Annotated in this window: 22 protein-coding genes; 15 read left to right on the top strand and 7 right to left on the bottom strand. The window is 40.9% G+C overall.

Going from position 1 to position 22,737, the window contains the following annotated elements; genetic code table 11:
- Positions 1-119 precede the first annotated feature (119 nt).
- The 6 genes from GSF08_RS06915 (at position 120) to GSF08_RS06940 (ending at position 7,793) form a co-directional block, all read left to right on the top strand.
- Entirely contained in the window at positions 120-1,499 is a 1,380-nt protein-coding gene (locus tag GSF08_RS06915; protein ID WP_160625102.1) for a UDP-N-acetylmuramoyl-tripeptide--D-alanyl-D-alanine ligase, read from the top strand.
- A gap of 3 nt (positions 1,500-1,502) precedes the next feature.
- On the top strand, positions 1,503-2,564 hold the full coding sequence (locus GSF08_RS06920; protein WP_160625103.1) for a D-alanine--D-alanine ligase family protein: 1,062 nt from the start codon (positions 1,503-1,505) through the stop codon (positions 2,562-2,564).
- Positions 2,565-2,576: 12 nt separating this feature from the next.
- The gene (alr, locus tag GSF08_RS06925; RefSeq protein ID WP_160625104.1) at positions 2,577-3,731 is read left to right on the top strand and encodes an alanine racemase; all 1,155 of its coding nucleotides are present in this window, start codon (positions 2,577-2,579) and stop codon (positions 3,729-3,731) included.
- Between the two features lie 33 nt (positions 3,732-3,764).
- Positions 3,765-4,817 carry an acyltransferase gene (locus tag GSF08_RS06930; protein ID WP_160625105.1) on the top strand — a complete coding sequence of 351 codons (1,053 nt, stop codon included), beginning with the start codon at positions 3,765-3,767 and terminating at the stop codon, positions 4,815-4,817.
- A 12-nt stretch (positions 4,818-4,829) separates the two neighbouring features.
- The gene (locus GSF08_RS06935; RefSeq protein WP_160625106.1) at positions 4,830-6,416 is read left to right on the top strand and encodes an NAD(P)/FAD-dependent oxidoreductase; all 1,587 of its coding nucleotides are present in this window, start codon (positions 4,830-4,832) and stop codon (positions 6,414-6,416) included.
- A gap of 81 nt (positions 6,417-6,497) precedes the next feature.
- Entirely contained in the window at positions 6,498-7,793 is a 1,296-nt protein-coding gene (locus GSF08_RS06940) for an immunoglobulin-like domain-containing protein (protein WP_160625107.1), read from the top strand.
- Positions 7,794-7,876: 83 nt separating this feature from the next.
- Here the strand turns inward: GSF08_RS06940 and GSF08_RS06945 are convergent, their stop codons facing one another.
- On the bottom strand, positions 7,877-8,218 hold the full coding sequence (locus tag GSF08_RS06945; RefSeq protein WP_160625108.1) for a hypothetical protein: 342 nt from the start codon (positions 8,216-8,218) through the stop codon (positions 7,877-7,879).
- 400 nt (positions 8,219-8,618) lie between these two features.
- Here GSF08_RS06945 and GSF08_RS06950 point away from each other — a divergent pair, with 400 nt between their 5' ends.
- The 3 genes from GSF08_RS06950 to GSF08_RS06960 all read left to right on the top strand — a co-directional run bounded on the left by GSF08_RS06950 (position 8,619) and on the right by GSF08_RS06960 (position 13,436).
- Positions 8,619-10,343 (top strand): DUF1430 domain-containing protein, encoded by a 1,725-nt coding sequence (locus GSF08_RS06950; protein ID WP_160625109.1) that lies wholly within the window; start codon positions 8,619-8,621, stop codon positions 10,341-10,343.
- Between the two features lie 3 nt (positions 10,344-10,346).
- Positions 10,347-10,988, top strand: a complete 642-nt coding sequence (locus GSF08_RS06955; RefSeq protein WP_160625110.1) for a putative bacteriocin export ABC transporter — start codon at positions 10,347-10,349, stop codon at positions 10,986-10,988.
- Positions 10,989-11,180: 192 nt separating this feature from the next.
- On the top strand, positions 11,181-13,436 hold the full coding sequence (locus GSF08_RS06960) for an ATP-binding cassette domain-containing protein (RefSeq protein WP_160625111.1): 2,256 nt from the start codon (positions 11,181-11,183) through the stop codon (positions 13,434-13,436).
- Between the two features lie 28 nt (positions 13,437-13,464).
- On the opposite strand, the gene add is transcribed toward GSF08_RS06960, so the two are convergent.
- A complete protein-coding gene (add, locus tag GSF08_RS06965; RefSeq protein WP_160625112.1) occupies positions 13,465-14,490 on the bottom strand; it encodes an adenosine deaminase in 1,026 nt (341 codons plus the stop codon).
- A gap of 358 nt (positions 14,491-14,848) precedes the next feature.
- Between add and GSF08_RS06970 the strand changes: the two genes are divergently transcribed.
- Genes GSF08_RS06970 through pyrE form a run of 5 tightly spaced genes read left to right on the top strand, consistent with a single transcriptional unit; the run spans position 14,849 to position 18,748 of the window.
- Entirely contained in the window at positions 14,849-15,742 is an 894-nt protein-coding gene (locus GSF08_RS06970; RefSeq protein WP_160625113.1) for an aspartate carbamoyltransferase catalytic subunit, read from the top strand.
- A 16-nt stretch (positions 15,743-15,758) separates the two neighbouring features.
- Positions 15,759-16,502, top strand: a complete 744-nt coding sequence (locus GSF08_RS06975) for a dihydroorotate dehydrogenase electron transfer subunit (RefSeq protein ID WP_160625114.1) — start codon at positions 15,759-15,761, stop codon at positions 16,500-16,502.
- The gene (locus GSF08_RS06980) at positions 16,502-17,416 is read left to right on the top strand and encodes a dihydroorotate dehydrogenase (protein WP_160625386.1); all 915 of its coding nucleotides are present in this window, start codon (positions 16,502-16,504) and stop codon (positions 17,414-17,416) included. Before GSF08_RS06975 ends, GSF08_RS06980 begins: the two co-directional genes overlap by 1 nt.
- Positions 17,409-18,110 (top strand): orotidine-5'-phosphate decarboxylase, encoded by a 702-nt coding sequence (gene pyrF, locus GSF08_RS06985; protein ID WP_160625115.1) that lies wholly within the window; start codon positions 17,409-17,411, stop codon positions 18,108-18,110. The genes GSF08_RS06980 and pyrF overlap by 8 nt, the downstream gene beginning before the upstream one ends.
- Entirely contained in the window at positions 18,110-18,748 is a 639-nt protein-coding gene (pyrE, locus tag GSF08_RS06990; protein WP_160625116.1) for an orotate phosphoribosyltransferase, read from the top strand. The genes pyrF and pyrE overlap by 1 nt, the downstream gene beginning before the upstream one ends.
- A gap of 195 nt (positions 18,749-18,943) precedes the next feature.
- Here pyrE and GSF08_RS06995 read toward each other — a convergent pair whose 3' ends face one another.
- The 4 genes from GSF08_RS06995 to GSF08_RS07010 form a co-directional block, all read right to left on the bottom strand.
- On the bottom strand, positions 18,944-20,161 hold the full coding sequence (locus GSF08_RS06995; RefSeq protein ID WP_001291561.1) for a tyrosine-type recombinase/integrase: 1,218 nt from the start codon (positions 20,159-20,161) through the stop codon (positions 18,944-18,946).
- An 81-nt stretch (positions 20,162-20,242) separates the two neighbouring features.
- On the bottom strand, positions 20,243-20,446 hold the full coding sequence (locus GSF08_RS07000) for an excisionase (RefSeq protein WP_000814511.1): 204 nt from the start codon (positions 20,444-20,446) through the stop codon (positions 20,243-20,245).
- Between the two features lie 460 nt (positions 20,447-20,906).
- The gene (locus GSF08_RS07005; RefSeq protein ID WP_000857133.1) at positions 20,907-21,137 is read right to left on the bottom strand and encodes a helix-turn-helix domain-containing protein; all 231 of its coding nucleotides are present in this window, start codon (positions 21,135-21,137) and stop codon (positions 20,907-20,909) included.
- Positions 21,134-21,556, bottom strand: a complete 423-nt coding sequence (locus GSF08_RS07010; RefSeq protein ID WP_000804885.1) for a sigma-70 family RNA polymerase sigma factor — start codon at positions 21,554-21,556, stop codon at positions 21,134-21,136. The genes GSF08_RS07005 and GSF08_RS07010 overlap by 4 nt, the downstream gene beginning before the upstream one ends.
- 504 nt (positions 21,557-22,060) lie before the next feature.
- On the opposite strand from GSF08_RS07010, the gene GSF08_RS07015 reads away from it, so the two are divergent.
- Complete coding sequence (locus tag GSF08_RS07015) at positions 22,061-22,414, top strand: helix-turn-helix transcriptional regulator (protein ID WP_001227347.1); 354 nt, start codon at positions 22,061-22,063, stop codon at positions 22,412-22,414.
- 59 nt (positions 22,415-22,473) lie between these two features.
- Here GSF08_RS07015 and GSF08_RS07020 read toward each other — a convergent pair whose 3' ends face one another.
- Positions 22,474-22,641, bottom strand: a complete 168-nt coding sequence (locus GSF08_RS07020; protein ID WP_000336323.1) for a cysteine-rich KTR domain-containing protein — start codon at positions 22,639-22,641, stop codon at positions 22,474-22,476.
- Positions 22,642-22,737 lie beyond the last annotated feature (96 nt).

Below are 22,737 nucleotides of genomic sequence, written 5' to 3' on the forward strand. Positions count from 1 at the left end.
CGATAAAAAGGAAACAAAGTTTGAAAAAATAAAATGGCTTTGGACGTTTTTATTCAATTATAGTGAAATATGAGGTATAATAAAATAGTTAAAATCATATTGATAGGAGAGATTTTCATATGATCGAAAGAAGTGTTGAATCCATCATCCAAATGCTGGATGCTGATTATATTGAAAATGGCGGTTTAACGCGTATGGTGCGCGGGGTATGCATTGACAGCCGTAAGGTTGTAGAAGGAAATCTATACATACCGATCATCGGAGAACGCGTGAATGGGCATGCATATGCAGTAGCGGCGATCGAAGCCGGAGCCGCGGCGGTGCTGTGGAATCGAAGCGAACCAAATCCCCCGGCGCAAGTAACGGTGATATTGGTCGATGATACTGTGACTGCGATGCAAAATCTAGCTCATGCCTACCGCCGTTCACTGTCAGTGAAAATTGTCGGTATCACCGGAAGCAATGGCAAAACGAGTACCAAGGATATGCTGGCAGCGATGCTTTCTACAAAGTATGTAACGCAGAAAACATTGGGGAATCAAAATAATGAAATCGGGGTTCCTTTGACCCTGCTTGCCCTTTCTTCTCATACCCAGTGCGCCGTAGTAGAGATGGGAATCGAGCGTATGAAAGAAATGGAAATGCTGACTGCGATGGTAGAACCGGATATTGCTATACTGACCAATATCGGAACAGCTCATATGGTGAATATGGGATCACAAGCGAATATTGCGAAAGCAAAGCTGGAAATCACGCAGGGTATGCCCAAACAGGGCTTGCTGATTGTTCCCGATCAACGGCTTGTTGCCGATGCGATCGATGCAGCGATGAGAGAACAGCTGCGAATTCAGACCTTTGGAATTGATCCTGATTGTACGGCCTGCCTGCATGATATATATCAGAGTACCGACGGAGTATCCTTCTGCATCAACGATAATGATGATCAGTATTTTGTTGATATGCTGGGAGAAATACAGGCATATAATGCCGCTGCCGCGTATTTGGCAGCGCGCGAGCTCGGGATTCAGGATAAAGATATCGCGTTGGGGTTAACCAGAATTGAAAAGACCGGCATGCGCAATGAATTGATGCAGGTTCGAAACTGCACAATTTTGAATGATTCTTACAAATCCAATCCACAGAGTGTGATCGCCGCTTTGGATACGATGGAAGCTCTTCCTTCGGCGTATAAAATCGTATTGTTAGGCGATATGCTGGATCTTGGTAAGGAAGAAGTGATGATTCACTATCAGCTTGGTAAAGCGCTGGCAAAATACAATATTCAGGAAGTGATTACAACCGGTGATTTAGGCTGTTATATCTGTCAGGGTGCGCGAAGTGCGATGAAGCATGATAATATCCAGCATTTGTGTTCGCAGGAAGAAATTGTCACCTATCTGCGTCCCTATCTGAATATGGAATGTATGATTCTGGTAAAAGGATCGCGTGCTTTACATTTGGATGAAGTAATTACCGCATTACAGGAAGATGGGGAATAACGAATGAAAAAAATAAAATTAGCGATTATATTTGGCGGTCAGTCAAGTGAGTATCCGGTATCCTTACATTCATCGGGATCATTAATACATAACCTTGATATGGATAAATATGATGTATTATTGGTTGGCATTACCAAGGATGGCAGATGGCTTTCCTATGAGGGTGATATTGAAAGTATTGAACATGATACCTGGCAGCAAAATCCAACCTGTGAGGATATGATTTTATCGCCGGCCGCACAAGGCAAAGGCTTTTTGAAACTGCACAAAGATGGCAGTTATGAGCGTATTGAGGTAGACTGTATTTTTCCGGTGCTTCATGGAAAATACGGAGAGGACGGAACCATTCAGGGAATCTTTGAGATGTCCGGTATTCCTTATGTTGGATGCAATACGATGAGTTCTGCGATCAGTATGGATAAAGAGATGACACATATCGTATGCGGGCATGCCGGAATAGAGATGGCACCGTTTATGTGTGTAAAGAATCAATCCAATTTACATTATGATGAAATTTATGAGGAAGCTGTACGAAAAATCGGTTTGCCAATTTTTATGAAACCGGCTTGTGCAGGCAGTTCTTTCGGTATTTCGAAAGCGCATAACAAGGATGAATTTATCAATGGCCTTGTATCCGGTTTTCAATATGATCGTAAAATGATCTTGGAAAAGACAATCGATTGTTTTGAAATCGGCTGTGCTGTAATGGGAAATGAAGTATTAACGGTAGGGAGCATTGATGAAATTCAGACCGGAGCAGAATTCTTCGATTATGAAGGAAAATACAATCTGGTTGATTCAGCAATTTACTGTCCGGCCCGCATCAGCGAAGAGCATGCGGCAGCGGCGAAAGCGATGGCGGTGAAAGTGTATCAGGCGATGGACTGCAAGGGTATGGCGCGGGTTGATATGTTCATTACCAAAGAGGGCAATTTGATATTTAATGAATTAAATACCATCCCGGGATTTACAGCGACTAGCCGCTACCCGTCGATGATGAAGGATATCGGCATTGATTTCACGATGCTGATTGATAAACTGGTTGAACTGGCTTTAGAAAAATAGGAGAGTGATGATATGCTGATCAGTAAATCTCGAGCATGGTATGAAGTAGATCGAAGCGCGATCAAGCATAATGTAGAAGCAATTCGTGCTTTACTGCATGGGAATACTAAAATCATGGCAGTTGTAAAAGCAAATGCTTACGGTGCCGGAGATCTTGAGGTTTCAAAATGCATGCAGGAATGCGGTGTAGACTTTTTTGCGGTTTCTTCCGTAGATGAAGCATTGTCGCTCAGAAAAAACGGGATTCAGGAATCGCTGCTGATTTTAGGTTATACACCACCGGAGCATTTTCATTATCTAAGTGAATACCAGATCATTCAGACGCTGGTATCGCTAGATTATGCCAAAAAGCTGGATGCGTATTGTGAACAGGCCGGCGTGAAAATCCGTGCTCATGTGAAAGTGGATACCGGTATGTCAAGAATCGGTATTCGCTGTGTCAAACAGGATGATCATATAGCGGATGTGCTTGAAGCTTACCGTCTGCCGCATCTGCAGGTGGAAGGGATGTTTTCTCATTTTGCGGTATCGGATAATATCGATCAGCAGGAACACATTGATTTCACAAACGAACAGATTGCGCAGTTTGAATATGTTCGCAAGAAAATAACGGAAGCAGGCATCAAGCCCGGCATCGTACATTTGCAGAATAGCTATGGTATTATCAATTATCCCGAGCTGAGCTATGATTATGTTCGTCCGGGTATTCTGCTGCTGGGCTTTACCAGCGACTGCAAGGATCGCTTGGCACAGCCGATTGATTTGAAACCGGCGGTGTCGCTGAAAGCAAATGTTACCTTGGTGAAGACAGTGCAGCCGGGAAGCTGTGTCAGTTATGGCAGAAACTATCGGCCCAAGGAGCAGCGCCGCATTGCCACGGTATGTCTGGGTTATGCCGATGGTTATCCGCGGTTTGTATCCAATCGCGGTTCTCATGTATTGATTCATGGCGAAAAAGCACCGATCGTCGGCAATATCTGCATGGATCAGATGATGGTCGATATCACAGATTTGACATGCGATGTGCAGGAAGGTGATGTGGTTACCTTTTTCGGTGAGGATCACGGTGCATATCTGGCGATGGATGAACTATCCCACCTGGCACAAACCATCAATAACGAGACGCTTTGCTGGATAGGCGCTCGCGTACCGCGGATTTATAAATAAACCTGCGGTTTTTTCAAAGTGAGGAATACTATTATGGGGAAAAAATTACAATTTTACGGACTTGATATCACGAAATTTATTTGTGCACTGCTAGTCATAACCATACATACCGCTCCCTTTATCGAGGTGGCACCCAATGTGAATTTTTATCTGGTTCAGGTAACTGCAAGAATTGCTGTACCGTTCTTTTTCCTTGCCAGCGGTTTTCTCTTTTTCATGAAATTAAATCAGGAGGGAACATGGAAGGATGAAGAAAATCTGGATGCGTTGAAACGCTATTTGATTCGCATTGGCATTCTGTATTTGTGCTGGTCGGCAATTTACTTTTTATTTACATTTGCATCCTGGTTGAAGGATGGTTTTCAGTGGGTGATGTTAGCGCGGTATGTGCGGGATTTCATCTTTACCGGAAGCTGTTATCATCTTTGGTTTCTTCCATCGCTCATAGTAGGGATAGTGATTGCGTATTTTTTGTATTTTAAAGGTTCGCATGAGACCGCTTTGATCAGTGTTGCAGTTCTCTATATATTGGGGATGCTGATGAATGTGTATGGCAGTCTGCTGCAACAGATACCGATTGTTTCTTCTGTCTATAAAGCGTATACTGCAGTATTTGTAACCTCGCGTAACGGTTTGTTCTTCGCTCCGCTGTTTTTGCTGATGGGAGCATATTTTGCGACGACAAAAAGTATTCTGACCAAGCGTGATGCAATAATCGGATTGCTGATCAGCTTGCTGTTGCTGGGGTTGGAGGCTGCGATGCTTAGAAATTTTCATTACATGAACGATCTGACAAGTATGTATTTATTTTTGATTCCGTTTGAATTTTTTCTGTTTTCATGGGTTGTGCAGCTACAGCCCAAGGAACATAAAATATATCGCTTCCTGCGAAAGAGCTCTCTTTTGATTTATGTATCGCACATATTGTTTGTGATGATTTTGACACCGCTTTGGAAACTGCTGTTTCATACGGCAATCGGCAATCTGCCGCTGTATCTTTTGACTACGATATGCAGTTTGCTGTTTGCGGGAATTTTTATTTATGCAGCCGATACGAAACTGAAATGGCTGAAAGTATTCTATTAATGGAGAATTTATATGCTTAGAATGAACGGACTTCGGCTTACGATCGATCAGCCGGTGGAGCATTTATCTGAGAAAGTGTGTAAACAGCTGCACATCCCGCATGCTGCGCTGCTGGATTTAAGAATTGTCAAAGAATCGATTGATGCCCGCAAACGCAATGAAATCTACTTTACCTACACGGTGGATATCATGGTTGCCGATGAACGGCAGGTGCTGGCAAAGCACGGTGATCTGGTAAGATCAGTTGAGCCATATGTCTATCAGATGCCTGAACGTGGCAGGGCGATTTTGAAGCATCGACCAGTAGTTGTTGGATTTGGTCCGGCTGGGATGTTTGCGGCTTTGCTTTTGGCGCAGGCGGGACTTCGCCCGATTGTACTGGAACGCGGTGACGCGGTGGATGATCGGATTGAAAGCGTCAATCGTTTTTGGACAAAAGGCATACTGGATGCTTCCAGCAATGTACAATTTGGAGAAGGCGGTGCCGGAACGTTCAGTGATGGAAAACTAACGACCCGGGTAAAGGATTTGCGGGCTCAAAAAGTACTTACGGAGCTTGTGAATGCCGGGGCGCCGCAGCAAATACAGTATGAGGCGCATCCTCACATTGGAACTGATCGATTACGGGAAATTGTAAAAAATATCCGAAAGGAAATCCTCGCATTAGGCGGAGAAGTAAGATTTCGAGCACAATTGGATGGCATCGAACAGGATCGCCAAAGGCTCATGGGAGTATTAGTCAACCATGAGCTATTGCCTTGTGAACAGCTGATATTGGCAATCGGTCACAGTGCTAGAGACACTTTTCAAATGCTTTATGAATCACAGATTGAGATGATTGGCAAGCCGTTTGCCGTAGGAGTTCGGATCGAGCATCCGCAACATCTGATTGATGAAGCTCAGTATGGAAAATACGCCGGACACCCGCGCCTGAAAGCAGCTGAGTATCGGCTAACGCATCGCGCTGCCAACGGCCGAGGCGTTTACACGTTCTGTATGTGTCCGGGTGGCTTTGTAGTTCCAAGCGCTTCTGCTGAGGGGCAGGTTGTAGTCAACGGCATGAGTGAATATGCCCGTGATCAGACAAATGCCAATAGTGCAATGCTGGTACAGGTAAACCCAAATGATTTCGGCGTGCATCCCCTTGATGGAATCCGCTATCAGCAAGCGCTTGAACAAAAGGCTTTTATATTAGGCGGCGGGAATTATCATGCGCCGGTGCAGCTAGTCAAAGATTTTTTGAATCAACAAGCATCCACAAAACTGGGCTCCGTAAAACCAAGCTATGCAATCGGTGTTACCCCGTGCGATCTGCGGCAGCTTTTCGATCCGGCGATACAAAAGGGACTGGAGGAAGGTCTATGTGGATTTGATCGGCAGCTGAAAGGCTTTGCTATGGATGATGCGGTCATGACTGCGGTAGAAAGCCGTTCCAGCTCCCCGCTTCGCATCCTTCGTAATGATGATACCTATGAATCCTTATCTTTGAACGGTATGTATCCATGCGGGGAAGGAGCCGGCTATGCGGGAGGAATTGTATCTGCGGCGATAGACGGTATTCGCTGTGCAGAAACGATCCTAAAGAAATATGAACGATGAAGCAGGAATTTTCCTGCTTTTCTTATTTTCAGGCGTGCTATTTTCACCATGCTATGCGTAGACTGTATCGAGGTGAAGCGCATGAGTAAGCGATGTAAAATCGTTGTATACAGTATCGCAGGAGCGATCATAGCTATGATCATCGCACTGCTGATTAAGCTGCTATTTTTCAGCGGTCTGTTCATTCCTCAAATTACCTTGAATGGCAATAAAACAGAAACAGTTGAAGTCAACAGCAAATTTCATGATGAGGGTGCAGAAGCACGTTTTCGTTTTCAGGATTATTCCGATCAAATCATTAAGAAATCAAATCTGAATATTCACAAAACCGGAACCTATACGATTACTTATACCTTTGATAAATATGATAAATCGGTAAGCCGTGCAATTCAGGTAGTAGATACAACTGCGCCCAAACTGAAATTGAAAGAACCGATGAATTTACGGGTATTTGAAAACGGAACCCTTCAGGATCCCGGATATCAGGCAGTTGATAATTATGAGGGTGATATCACCGATAAAGTTATGGTGAAGAATGATGTAGATATGGAGCATACGGGAACGTATAAAATAACATACACAGTCAGCGACAGCAGCGGCAATGTTACGAAAAAGACAAGAAAGGTAGAAGTATGCGCTGATCCGACAAAGACAAAGGTATATTATAATTTTGACGATTATGACAACAAAGCGGAGGAGTGGTGGTTTAACAAATCCACTAAACATCAGCGTACAACTGCGGCCAGAGATGAAGCCTTCTTGGCGAAATATGATGCGTACTATTTAGGCAAAGATGAAAAGGTCATCTATCTGACCTTCGACGAAGGCGGCAATGATATCACGTATATTAAGGAAATCGCAGATGTTCTGAATAAAAACGATGTGAAAGCAACCTTCTTTTTAACCCGAAATTATATTAAGAACGAAGCGCCGTTTATGAACGATCTGGTGAAACATGGGCATTTGATCGCCAATCATACCTGGCATCATTACGATATGCCGCTGTTAGCTAACAGTAAGGACATCGATAAGTTTGTGCGTGAAATAACCGAGACGGAAAAGACATATATGGAGGTAACCGGCAAACCGATGGTGAAGGTATTCCGGTTTCCAAAAGGCGGTATGTCGGAACGATCCCTGCGGATTATGCAGGAGCTTGGCTATAAGACCTTCTTCTGGTCACATGCCTATTATGATTTTGCGGAAGATGTGTCCGGTGATGAATCCTATAAAACGATGATGGATCATTATCACAACGGTGCAATCTATCTGCTTCATCCGTCCAACAAAGGAAATTATGAAGCAATGGATAAATTCATAAAGGAAATGAAAAAGCTAGGTTATCGTTTTGATACGGTAGAACATGTAGGAGATTAAGAAAAGACTTCAATCAATGTGATTGGGGTCTTTTTATGATGGGAAATCATTTATGCGCAAGCGTTAATAAATGTCGAATAGTATTAATTACTTCTTCCATAGTGCCAATGGCTATTAAATTGGTCTCTATTCATTTTATTTGAAACTGTTGCAGTATTACCAGCAGTACTGTATGCAGGACTAAAATTATAACCAGTGGCTAGATTTTGAGAAAATGACCCTTGATAACGGTTATTCGTGCTGGTTTTAACATTGAAAGTTGCTTTTGAATCAACACATTGAAAAGAATCATAAGCCGTATTTTTAGCAAAGTTATGTACGATACCATTGGCATATCCGAAATCTTTATTTGTCAAAGCTTTTACAGATGTAATACCTATCATTGATACGAATAATACTAGCGAAATAAATAATTTCTTTTTCATTATTTCATCTCCCTTTTCCAAATAATGGAAACGCTTACACATCTTCGTGATAAGACAAATTAAAAGGAATTACAAGTATTTTATTTATTATGTAATATGGTAGAATTAAAAAGAAGGGGGAAAACTAAATGAAAAAGATAATTATATGTATTTTTATGTTTATTTCAATAATTGGATATTTGATATCTTTTGAAAATGTTCGAAATGTTTACCAAGATTCATTATTGCATTCTCCAGAGCAATCTGAAAAGGTTATTTCCTTTCTTTTATTTTCAAATAAGTATTCAAAAAAAATGAGGCAGAGATAGCAAATGGATTACTTACATTATGTAAAGAAAATGATGTATCCATCGTAAAAACATCTCCAGTTAATCAATACCAGATAAATAGATATGTTTTCATGTCAGAAAATTTATATAGTAAAGCAGGACTTAAATTATCAAAAAAACAGATTCATCAGTTTAATGAGAAAAAGGATTTTTTAATTACAAATGATTTGCATAAAGAGGCTGATTTATATTTTCCATATTTTCCAAATGAAAGTAATCATTATATCTATAATTATAAGAATTATGATTATGTTGATGGTACATATAACTTAATTGGGGAAAATGCAGAAAATGTATTAAGTAAATTTAAAAAGAATTTTGTAGGCCTCTTTATTGATGGAGAAAATAATAGTGTCATACCAATTAATATAAGTATATTAGATTCATCAACAATGTACTCTTTTACACAACTTGCGATAATGTTGCTTGTAATAGCGATTGTCTGTATCCTTGTGTATTTTTCTCAAATAGAGGAAAAATTGTCTATTAAGAAAATGTTTGGTTTTTCGTCATACCATTTATTGATAAAAGAAAATTGGAAACTGTTTTTAGAAGTTATAATCTGCAGCATATTGATATTTGTGATGAGTATGTTCTTTACAATACAGGAATTCAATATCTTTGTCATTCTACTGATGAAGTATTTACTTGTTTTCTTAGTTATTGAATTGGCCATGTTATTGACTATTCTATTATTTTTGTTCTATTTTTTTAAAAAAGTTCAACCTGTTCAAATATTAAAACACAAAAAGAATTTTAAAACATTATTATCTTTAAATTTGATTCTGCGAATGGTTATTGTTATCTTTGGAATTTCAATTATTGGAGAGTATTTTATACCGATGCTTACTGATGCAGATAATGTTTTATCATACAGGAAATTCTTAGAGAATTCAAATGGATACTATAAAGCGGATAATATGCAGCAATTTGAGGAAGATGTGCCGGGCTATCTTATTCTGCTTTATCAGCAAGTAAATGATTCTGGCGGCATTGGTATAGAAATGAATACATTTATTGATTGGAATACGGGAAAGGAAATTTCATATTGTAATGCAAATGAAAATTATATCAATCATATAAAACTAAAAGATGAAAAAGGGAAAACAATTCAAATAAAAAAGGGAGAATATCAAGTTTTAGCTTCTGAAAAAAATGAAGTACAGGCAAAGAAAATTATGGACAATGAAAACTTAAACGGCCGTAAAACTGGATTTCTTAAAATTGAATCAAATCAGAAAATATTTACCTTTAATAATATGTTAAATGAAAATGGTGTAGGGTACGTTATGGATCCCATCATCTTAATATCTGGATTTGTAAATCCATGGTCGGTTTATTTAAAAGAAAATCAAATTAATAAGAAAAAATATGATGAAGTAATGCAAAAGGGTGGCTTCAAAGCTACATTCGATATATATTCGGTAAATGATATGTCAAAGTTTCTTTATGATAGTTGGATCAGAAAATTGTGGCAAGAAGTAATATTGATATCCATTTCCTTTCTAGCTTTATGTGCCGTTATTACTCAATACGTCTTGGCTTACATTAGTTCATTCAAAAAGAGTATCGCCATCAAAAAAACGATGGGTTATTCACTGTTAAAGCGTTATGATAATATGATTACGATCATGAGTTTCTTCTATTTTGTAATTTGGTCCTATTGTTTTATCTGGGGAAGATCGCTTATCGAACAAGTAACCGTATTAATTATGTTTATCTTTGAATGTATATTATCCTTACTATTAGTAGCCAAAAATGAACGTAAAATTATGGCAGAGAGCCTAAAGGAGTAGATTATGAAAACTTTAGAAATTAAAAATATTTCAAAACGGTTTGGTGATCATGTGGTATTAAATGATTTGAATGCCCGATTTGAAGAAGGTACGATTACCGCTATAACCGGAGCGTCAGGTTGTGGGAAATCAACCTTATTGAATATTATTGGTTTACTAGAAAAACCAACTTCCGGACAGGTGATTTTTGAAGGTTACGGTGAAGGAAAAATCAGTGGGAATAAAACAATCAAGCTGCTGCGCTATGAGATTGCCTATCTGTTTCAAAATTATGCCTTGATTGATAATGAGAGTGTTGAAAGTAACTTGAAAATTGCTTTGGAGTATACAAAACAAAAAAAAGATAGAAATATCTTGGTGAATGCGTTAAAGCAGGTACATTTAGATGAGGATATGTTAAAGAAGAAAATCTTTACGTTATCAGGAGGAGAACAGCAGCGGGTGGCGATGGCACGAGTCATATTGAAGCCTTGCAGTGTGGTTTTGGCAGATGAACCGACCGGAAATCTGGATGAATCCAATAAAATGGAAATTTTTAAATTATTAAAACAGATGGCAGATCAGGGAAAAATTGTTATTATGGTGACGCATGATCAATTTTTGTCTGAACAATGTGATCAGAGAATCGATTTAGTAAAAGCGTAAAAGAGAACAGAAATATCTATTCTCTTTTTTATTTGATTTTATGAATTGATAAAATAGATATTCAACCGTGAAAGCATATTGGAATTACATGGTAAAAAAACTGTGTGTGTCAATAATATTTATGCTTGACTCTGCCATTGGGGGAGACTTTACAATGATGTTGATTCGCATACTATACGAAAGGAACTTCACATGTCAAAAAACAATTCTATTGTGATAAAAGGGCTGCATCAGAATAATCTGAAGGATGTTTCTTTATCAATTCCGAAAGGGAAAATTATCGTTTTTACAGGAGTATCTGGATCAGGGAAGTCCAGTATCGTATTTGATACGATAGCTGCCGAAAGTCAACGGCAGATGAATGAAACTTATAGTGCTTTTATCCGTAGCCGTCTGCCGAAATATGAGAAACCAAAGGTTGATTTTATTGATCATTTAAATGCTTCGGTGATCATTGATCAAAGCCGATTACAGGGGAATGCACGATCGACTGTAGGGACGATCAGTGATCTATATTCAGCGCTTCGCCTCCTATTTTCACGGATCGGACAGCCAACTCTCGGCAGTGCATCTGCTTTTTCCTTTAATGATCCGAAAGGCATGTGTCCGCACTGCTTTGGATTGGGAAAAGTGGTGGAGCTAGATCTAAGTACCTCTTTGGATCCTGATAAATCTATGCGCGAGGGGATGATTGATCTGCCTGCTTTTCATCCGGGTAATTGGTATTATAAGCAATATGCAGAATCAGGACTGTTTGATTTGGATAAACCGCTAAGAGATTACAGCGAAACAGAGTATAATTTGTTAATGTACGGGGCAAAGGAAAAGGGCGGCAAACAAGTTCATAAACGTATTGAGGGTATTTATAATCATATGTCACGGCTGTTGATTAATCGGGATCATGCAAGTGCATCCGATGTTTCAAAGAAGCGTTTAGCCTCCATGATTCAGCAAAGAGATTGTCCGGTATGCATGGGTAAACGGCTTCATGAAAAAGTGCTGAGATGTAAAATTAATGGATACCATATCGCGGAGTTATCTGATATGGAGTTTTTAGAACTGCGTGAGGTATTACAGCAGATCAATGATCCCAGGGCACAGACCATCCTTGACACTTTGTGTGCAGCTTTAACCAGGATGATCGAGATCGGCCTTCCGTATTTGAGCATGAACCGTGAATCCTCCACTTTATCCGGAGGTGAGGCGCAGCGTTTGAAGCTGGTACGCTATATGGGGAGCTCACTGACTGGCTTGACCTATATCTTTGATGAACCCAGCACAGGAATGCATCCGCGCGATGTTTATCGGATGACACGTCTGTTAAAGAGTTTACGCGATCGAGGCAATACTGTGTTGGTGGTCGAGCATGATAAGGATGTGATCCGCATAGCGGATGAGGTAATTGATGTCGGGCCGTTGGCTGGAGTAAACGGCGGTCAGATCACGTTTCAAGGTACCTATGAACAGCTGCTTGTCTCTCATACATTAACTGGCGATGCTATGCGGGAACTGATACCTTTGAAAACCAAGCCTCGACCTGCAATAGAATTTTTGCCGATTAAGGATGCTCATCTGCATAATTTAAAACATTTGTCTGTTGATATCCCATTACATATTCTGACCGTGGTTACCGGTGTGGCTGGATCAGGTAAGAGTACCTTGATAGGCGATGTATTTTCAAAAATGTATGCAGATCGTGTGGTCATGATTGATCAGTCGCCGATTACGGCTACCGGTCGTTCTACGCCGGCGACATTTTTAGATTTCAGTAATGATATTCGGAGGTTGATGGCAGATGCATCGCAGGCTGAAGCAGCGATGTTCTCTTTCAACAGCAAGGGTGCTTGTCCGCATTGTAATGGAAAAGGGATAGTGGTGACAGAACTAGTATTTATGGATCCGGTGACGACAGTCTGTGAAGCATGTGAAGGGAAACGATACAGTGAAGCAGCGTTATCCTATCACTATCAGGGTAAAAATATTGCGCAGATTATGGAAATGAGCGTCGAAGAAGCAATTTCTTTCTTTGCCTCTTCTGCGAAAATACAACGCAGGCTGAAATCGCTGGCAGAAGTAGGATTATCCTACTTATCCCTTGGTCAGCCGTTATCTACACTTTCCGGTGGGGAGCGGCAGCGATTGAAGCTTGCGAAGCATTTACATAGGAAAGGAACTATTTTTGTCCTGGATGAACCGACAACCGGACTTCACGCTTCGGACTGTAAAGAGATCATGAAACTGTTGGAAGGCTTTGTAAGGCAAGGAAATACAGTTATCATTATCGAGCATAATCTTGATGTGATGAAGCAGGCAGATTATATCATTGATATCGGGCCGGATGGCGGTACGGCAGGAGGAGAGGTAGTATTTACCGGTACACCGCAGGAAATGGTTGAACGTAGCAATACGATCACCGCTCAGTATTTAAAAAAGGCTTGCGGTTTGTAAAAAGCAATCCGCATGCTGACGGACTGCTTCAATGATCACCCGAATTTTTCCATGTATCGATCAGCTGCAAATAGTACTGCTTGCGATCATCCTTGAGAAAGGCCGCTTCCACTGAATTACGGCACAATTCCAGCAATTCCCGGTCGCTAAAGTACAGCTCTTTTTGTAGAATTTCATATTCCTGATCAAGCGTGCTGTCAATGATCGTCATATCGTCTGTATTCACGGTAACCAACAGCCCTTGATCAAAATATGAACGGATCGGATGATGCTTATAATTGTCGATGACTTCACATACATAATTGCTGCGCACACAGGATTCCAGCGGTATTCTCTGTTCCTTCAGCCGCAATAATAGCTTGGGATCATCAATTGCGGAAACACCGTGTCCAATGCGGCTGGCACCCATTTCAAGCGCTTCCTTAATATGTTCAACCGGGCCGTTTTCACCGGCATGAATGGTGAAAGGAATCTTAAAATGCTTTGCTTTTTCAAAGAATGGCCGATAGGCTGAGAATGGCTTGACACCTTCTGGTCCGGCGATATCAAGCGCACATACACCACGATTCAGATATTCATGGCAAAGCTGTACGGTTTCCCAATTTTCAGCATCGTTATCAAATGGAAATACCATCATACAGGTAATCAGCTGTATCTCGATTTGCGGGAATTCTTTTGATGCTTGCCGTACCCCTGACAGCACAGCTTCTATAACCTGCCGTTGGGTCAAGCCTTCTTTGATGTGCTGCTGCGGAGCGAATCGTATTTCGGCATACACCACACCTGATTCAGCTAACTGTTTAATCAAATCCTTGGTACAGAAAAACAGTGCTTCTTCATCCTGAAGCAATGCCAGCGGCAAATCAAAACAATCGAGAATCTCATGAAGACTGTGACAGTTGGGATGTACCTGCATGCGGTTTCGAAAAGCTTCATAGCCTTGTTCCAGCAGTTCTGGACGCCGGGTCTTAGCTAATTTCCATGCGGTCATGCATGGCAAAGAGCCATCCAAATGCAGGTGGAGATCGAATTTTGGAAATGAATAAGCTTTCATATAAGAATTTCCTTTCATGTGCTTGTATCAAGTATTCTGTCTTTGACAGCATTATAGCATAAAGAAAGCGGAAATTTAACGAGAGCTGTTATCAGAGGAAGCATTTTTACGTCGAATTGCTGGAAAATATAAAGGCAGAAAAAAGTAATAAAACTGCCGAGAGAGTTATCAATCATCTGCATCATCGCTGATTATCAAGAAGTGCTTGTAATTTTTTTTAGTTGTGGTAAAATATCACCAGAAAAGGTCCTTTAACATGATCCTGTGAGGTCAAGAAGGGTAAGTATCTCAATCTGCCGAACCAAGGTCCTTTTTCGTAGAGAAGGTCCTTTTTTTAAGGCCTGGAAGGAGATCAATTATGCATAAAAACAGTTTACTGCGCATTGCGGATTTATCCAAAGAAGAATTATTGGGCATCCTTGCGGATGCGGATGCTTTTGCCCATGAACAGAAAGATTGGCAGCTGCCCACACGGAAGTTGATTGCTAATCTTTTTTTTGAGCCGAGTACCCGAACGCATTATTCTTTTGAATCGGCGGAGATGCAGCTGGGTTGTCGGGTATCGGATTTTAATGCGGCATACAGCAGCGTGCAGAAAGGTGAAAGTTTGTATGATTCGGTGAAGACCTTTGAAGCGATCGGTTATGACGCGGTGGTCATACGGCATACGATGGATGAATATTTCAAAGAGCTGACCAATGTGGATATTCCAATTTTAAATGGCGGAGACGGCTGCGGCAATCACCCCACGCAATGTCTGCTTGATCTGCTTACGATTCAGCAGGAGTTTCTTAGCTTTGAGGGCTTAAAAGTCGTTATCGTCGGTGATATCGCACACAGCCGGGTTGCCAATTCCAATAAGGAAGCGCTGGATATGCTGGGAGCTGTAGCCAAATTCAGCGGACCAGATTTTTGGGTCGATCAAAATGAAAACTTCATGCCGCTTGATGAAGCCGTGGAATGGGCGGATGTGGTGATGCTGCTGCGGATTCAGCATGAGCGTCATGAAAAGCATTTACAGATGAGCAAGGAAAGTTATCTTGAAAAATACGGCTTGACGAAGGAACGGGAAGCACGGATGCAGAAGCATGCAATTATTATGCACCCAGCTCCGGTAAACCGCGGGGTAGAAATCGATGATGATTTGGTGGAATGCGATCGTTCCCGAATCTTCAAGCAGATGAGCAACGGGGTGCTGGTCCGCAAGGCAGTCATTAAGCGTGCGTTTGGATATTCATTTGATGATAAATGAATCAACAGGAGGATTTATGCAGGAAGAAAAGGGAATCATACGAGCGAATCAAAAAATTGCGGCTGATACTTATGAAATGGTAATTCAAGCTGAAATGACAAAAGCGATGGAACCCGGACAGTTTGTGGAAATCAGACTGCCGCAGTTCTCATTGCGCCGTCCGATCAGCATAGCTTCCATTAATGAAGATACTTTTACGATTGTTTATAAAGTAGTCGGGGATGGTACGGAAGCACTCAGTCATTGCCGAATTCAGGATGAACTGGATCTCTTTGGGCCAGCTGGGCATGGATTCCCGATACATGAAGAAAAGCGGGAAGTGCTGCTGATCGGAGGCGGGGTAGGTGTACCGCCGTTATATGAGGTAGCAAAGCGCTATCGTGATTTGAAAGCGGAGGTAAAGGTTGTATTGGGGTTCAATGACTCGGATGCGGTTTTTTATGAAGAGGAATTTCAGCGGCTGGGAGCAACTGTATGCATTGCGACAATGGATGGCAGCCTTGGATGTCAGGGAACGGTGATGGATGCGATTTTTGAACATAGCATTGATACTTCCTTTGTATATGCATGTGGCCCTAAGCCAATGTTAGCTGCGGTGGAAGCAAAGTATCAGGAAGGCTATATTTCTCATGAAGCACGAATGGCGTGCGGTATGGGGGCATGCATGGCTTGTGTATGTAAAGAGAACAAGCAGGATGGACATTACCGCAGAATTTGTAAAGACGGGCCGGTATTCCAGCTGCATGAGGTGATCGTATGATTGATTTAAAGGTAAAACTGCCGGGTCTTACATTAAAGAATCCGATTATCCCGGCCAGCGGCTGCTATGGATACGGCCGTGAATTTGCGGAATTATATGATTTAAGCCGCCTCGGCGGCATCGCCATTAAAAGTGCGACCGGTACGGAACGCTTCGGTAATCCGCTGCCTCGGGTGGCGGAAACACCGTCTGGCATGCTGAATGCGATCGGTTTGCAGAATCCCGGTGTCGATGTCATTATGGAAAAAGAGCTGCCGTGGCTGGCGCAGTTTGATACGGAAATTATCTCCAATGTCGGCGGCTCCAGCAAGGAGGAATATGTGGAGGTTGTGAAAAAGATTTCACAGCATCCGGTAGTAAAAGCAATCGAGCTGAACATATCCTGTCCCAATGTGAAAAATGGGGGAATGTCCTTTGGTACCGACGCGGCGATGGCGGCGGAAATAACCGCTGCAGTAAAAGCGGTATCGGCTAAGCCGGTGTATGTAAAGCTCTCACCCAATGTTACCAATATCGTAGAAATCGCAAAAGCGGTGGAAGCGGCGGGAGCGGATGGGATTGTGATGATCAATACGCTGATGGGAATGCGGCTGGATTTGAAAAGCGGGAAACCGATCTTAACAAATAAGACCGGGGGATTGAGCGGACCGGCGATCAAACCGGTTGCGATACGCATGATCTATCAGGTATATCAAGCGGTAAAAATTCCGATCATCGGGGTTGGCGGGATTGCCAGTGCTGAAGACGTGCTGGAATTCTTATATGCTGGTGCCAGTGCAGTTGAAGTTGGAATGATGAATTTTACCGATCCGTATATCTGCTTGAAGATTATTGAAAATCTTCCGAGTGTATTGAAGAAATATGGATTCAAGAGTGTAAAAGAAGCAGTTGGAAGGAGCCATAGAGATGAGTAAGACAATAGTAGCGTTGGATTTTTCTACCCGTAAAGAGGTATATGAATTTTTATTAAAGTTCCATGAACCGGTATATGTGAAGATTGGAATGGAGCTGACCTATTCCTTTGGATTTGAAATTGTTAGAGAAGTTAAGGCGATGGGTCATCAGATTTTCTTGGATCTGAAGCTACATGATATTCCTAATACAGTAAAACAGGCAATGAAAAATCTGGCCAAGCTGGATGTCGATATTGTCAATCTGCATGCGGCGGGCGGCAGTACGATGATGAAGGCTGCGATTGAAGGACTTAAGGAAGGCGCAATAAACGGTAAGCGTCCGCTCTGTATTGCGGTAACGCAGCTGACATCAACTTCTCAGGAAGCGATGAATAAGGAACTGCTCATACCGGGCAATGTGCAGGATGTGGTTATTGACTACGCAAAGCTGGCTAAGGAAAGCGGTTTGGATGGAGTTGTCTGCTCAGTTCACGAGGCTAAGGCAATTCATGAGGCATGCGGTGATGATTTCCTGACGGTGACTCCGGGCATTCGTCTGGCAGATGACAGTGCCGACGATCAAAAGCGTGTTGCTACACCGGCATATGCACGGGAACAGGGCTGTGACTATATCGTTGTGGGACGTTCTATTACCAAAAGCGCTGATCCGCTTAGCACGTATCATCAAATTGAAGCAATCATGGAGGAAGCATAATGGATACAGAAAAATTGACAGCGAAAGCATTGTTGGATATCGAAGCAGTATTTTTAAGACCCAATGATCCGTTTACTTGGGCTAGCGGCATCAAAGCACCCATTTATTGCGACAACCGTTTGATTTTATCCTATCCAAAGAAACGTGATCAGATTGTCGAGGGCTTTGTTGAACTGATCAAACGGGATTATCCGGAAGCTGAAGTACTGATGGGTACGGCAACCGCCGGTATTCCTTGGGCTGCCTGCATTGCTCAGAAGATGAATCTGCCGATGGGCTATGTAAGAAGCTCTAATAAATCACATGGCAAGGAAAATAAAATCGAGGGTCGAATTGCCAAGGGACAGAAGGTAGTTGTCATCGAGGATTTGATTTCAACCGGCGGTTCATCGAAGGGCGTGGTAGAAGCGCTGCGCGAGGCCGGTGCGGAGGTATTGGGGGTTGCTGCGATCTTTACCTATTTGTTGCCGGCAGCGAAGGCAATGTACGCGTCGATTGATGTTCCGTTCTCCACGCTCAGTAACTATGATGTACTGATCGATGTGGCAGTTGAAAATAACTATATCAAAACTGAGGATCAGGCAAAGCTGAATGCTTGGAAGCAAGACCCAAATGATGCTTCTTGGGTGAATTTATAAATGTTGATAAATTGTATATATAAACAAAGTATAAATTTCTAATTATCTTTTTATATTTTCTTAAATGCTCGTAAAGCCTTATTCTATGTGCTTTCGAGTATTTTTACTGTAGGAAGATACTTCACGTTTCTTTGCATATTTCCTCATGTCTTAGCTGTCAGAAGTGGTAAATAAGTAGTAAATTCATTTGTACTACTAAGCAACAAGACGCTCCTGTTGCTTCTCTTTATTCAAGCGTTTCATTTCTGCCATTGCAGAATCGAATGTTGCATGTGCGTAATAGTTCAGCGTCATGGCTATATTAGCATGTCCCATAATGTACTGTAATGCCTTTGGATTCATTCCTGCATTTGCATAGTTGGTACAGAATGTATGTCGCAAACTATGTGGAGTGATGTGTGGCAATTTATCCTCGTTATACTTATTGTATTTCTTAACAAGACCTTTCATCATGCCGTTGTAATCACTTGCCACTTTTGGATAGTTCTTTCTATTAAGAAAGAGGAAATCACTATATCCATCAATCTCAACACGCTTATCATTCTTTCGATTCGCTAACACTCGCTTAAATGCTTGATAGGCTTCTTCAACCATAGGAACTTGACGTTCGCCACTTTTGGTCTTTGGTGTTTCAATGTAGTACCCAATTTCAGTATCTCTCAATAGCTGATGGTCTATATTGACAAGACGATTCTCAAAATCTAAATCTGGAAGTGTCAAACCACCAAACTCTGAAATACGAAGACCTGTTTTTAAGAGTATCAGAATTTCATCATAATTTTTGCTGTAGGTTTTATCAGCTTTTGCAAAGGCTAACAGTTTTTCTTCCTGTTCTTCTGTTAGTACGGTCTTAGGGACAGTATCATCATCAAGAACTGCTTTCAGTTGAAAGTCAAATGGATTCTTCCGAACACAATCATCTTGTATAGCAATATAGAATGAAGCCTTTAAAGAACGTTTGTAGTTATTGATGGTTTGATAAGCATAACCATTTTCACTCATTCTAATAGCCCATTCTTTAGCGTCTGATGGCTTAATACTGTCAATACTTCTTACACCTAACTTGTCTTTCTTCAAAATATCCATAAGATATTTGCGTCCAGTTTCAGTGTTTTTTCTAACCTTTGGTCTTTGAGCGTTCTGTTTTGCGTAAAGCTGGCAGAGTGTCATTTTCTTTCCTACAACATCAATACCATCATGAATGTCTTTCTGTAACTCTGCGATTTTCTCTCTAAGTGAGATACAATCACGCTTTCCTGCTGGTACTCGGTCTGTAGCCACAAGTTTCCACGAGTAAACAAATTGCGGTTCTCCAAATGAATCTATATATTTGTATAAGTATCTTCCGTCTTTTCGTTGGCTCTCTCCAGTCTTTAAGATTCGACCTTTATTGTCACGTCTTTTTTCTGACATGGCATTTGCTCCTTTCCTTTATGGAAAGAGCCTTGATACGACTTAATACTATTTTATCATATACAAGACCCTTTGGCGACGCTAGATTGCGTCCAATGTATCTATAATTTTTTCAAATTGTTTTCGTTTAATCTGAATACGATTGCCATTCATAATCAGCCAATTTGCATTTTTATTTTCCTCTGCCAAGCGTCGTAGCTTGTTTTCGCCAATACGAAAATATTTTGACGCTTCTTCAATGGTTAGGGTATAACGTTCCCAAATAGGAATGTCAGTCTGCTTCATAAAATCCTCCTTTCCAAATCACTTATTTGGATTTCATAAAAGTTGTTTTACCAGCAATCGAACAGCTTTAGCAAAGCTCACGGGAGTTCCACCCCTGCATGGTTCTCATGTAGCCATACTCATTGCCTGCGACGGTTTTATCACGCTCGGACTATTGACTGTATGGGAGTATCATTATCACGATAAGAATGTCGTTGCAGGCAATCCTGCTAAAGATTGCTTCTCGGATCACTAACATGAATCGCTCGCTATCTTTATAAGATAGGTCATGGCGGTTAGTTCCGTTGGCTCTTTTCTTATCGAAACGTATTCGATTACTTTTATTCAGTTTTCAAAGAACAATGGCTCGTTAGCCTATCAAAACACATTGAAAGCTCAATATGCTTTGGTGGAATAACAAACCTCCCTGTTCGGGAAGCGTGGAATGGTTTAGCACGCTTCCACGAAAGGAGAGAGGATATTACTTAATTTCAAATGACAAAATCTTTGTAATCAGTCTGGTTTCCATTCTTCCACGTAAGACTTCATCAACGACCATACTTTGATTGCCATATTCATCTTTCATAAGTCGTAGGGAACGCTTCGTTATGTACCCTCTGTAATGATGTAGAATCTGGTTAATCGCTTCGGTATCGCCATCTGTTGCCTTTACAATGAGAGGAAAGGGAATCATAGGATATTGTGTTTTCATTCTTCAAATTCCTCCATAAACTTTTTAATTAAGGCTAGTCCACTGGTTCTATGCCGATAGACAGTAGAACGGTTCAATTTCAACAGGTCTGCAATTTCTGAATCGCTCATGTCCATAAAGTAAAACAGCAGTAGAATTTCACGTTTCTTGTCTGGCAACTCACGTAATGCTTCACTCAACAAATCATTTTCAACGCCTACTGATAACCCATTGAGTGTAAAAATCTGAAAGTCAGTTGAATAGTTATCTGTTGTCGCAAACTGGCTAACAAGATAATCGCCAACATCCGAAAAGGACACCTCACGCTTTGCAATCCTTGAAAGATAAAGCATATAATTCTTTCGCTCGTCTTCCATAGCACGTTTACAGATATAGTCAAACTGATTTTCTATTGTGGTCTGAAAAGAAGATGGTTTCATGTTTCTCACCCCCTTTCTGTCTAGGAAAGGAAGTGAGCCTTGCTCGTTTATCTCCTTTCACTCTTAGTCCCAATGTGAAAGGGGGATTTGTTGCATTACTGATAAATAAACTTTGTAAAAAAGTTCTGAATAGCCAAAAAAGCATATAAACAGATTTATTTCTCTGTTTACATGCTTCTGTTATTCTATCTATATGATTTATAAAACCACATTGGTGGACGTACTTATCTATTGCAGATAGACGACTTTTTTTGACAAGAACCCAATGTAAGGAAATTTATTGTATATGATGTACTTCATGGCGACGTTGACCTCCAACAAACCGCCATTTGGAAGTAATATACAATATTTTAACAGCGTAAATAGCACTACCATATAACGGTTTTTTTTATTGGCGTTTAGTAGTGCTTTTTATTAAATATAAACCTATAAACCATATAACACGTTTTTCTATACCTGTTTTTAATTCAGTAGGAACAATAAAATGTATAGAGGTGGTCTACTATGCGTAAAAAAGAAGATAAATATGATTTTAGAGCCTTTGGTTTAGCCATTAAAGAAGCTCGATTGAAACGAGGTTTAACTCGTGAACAAGTGGGAGCATTGATTGAAATTGACCCACGGTACTTAACTAATATTGAAAATAAAGGGCAACACCCCAGCATACAAGTTCTTTATGACCTTGTATCGTTACTTCATGTTTCCGTTGATGAATTTTTCTTACCTGCTAATAACTTGGTAAAAAGCACCCGACGATTACAGATAGAGAAATACATGGATAGCTTTACAGACAAAGAACTATCCTTAATGGAATCTTTAGCCAGCGGTATCAACGAAGCAAGAAACATCGAAGACTAATTAAAAGAATCCATACATAACGGAAAGAGCCGATAAAATGAGATTGTATTAATCTCATTTTATCGGCTCTGCGTCTTTGCGTCTGGCTCTGTAATCACAGTTACTTTGAACTGCTTTATTTCAATTAAATTTTCTTGTCTGCATTTCGGACAATAGAGGGGGAATTTTTTTAATTCAGTATCTTCCCTTATCTTTAATCGTGTTTTATTTCCACATACAGGACACAATATCCACTTGTAGTTTATAATAACTATCTCCTCCTTTACACTTTAATTCAAATCTTTATTAAAAAATATTTCATCTTATTTAACAAGAAACCATAT

Origin of the sequence: Copranaerobaculum intestinale, from assembly GCF_009831105.1 — a bacterium.
Classification (GTDB): Bacteria; Bacillota_I; Bacilli_A; order Erysipelotrichales; family Erysipelotrichaceae; genus Copranaerobaculum; species Copranaerobaculum intestinale.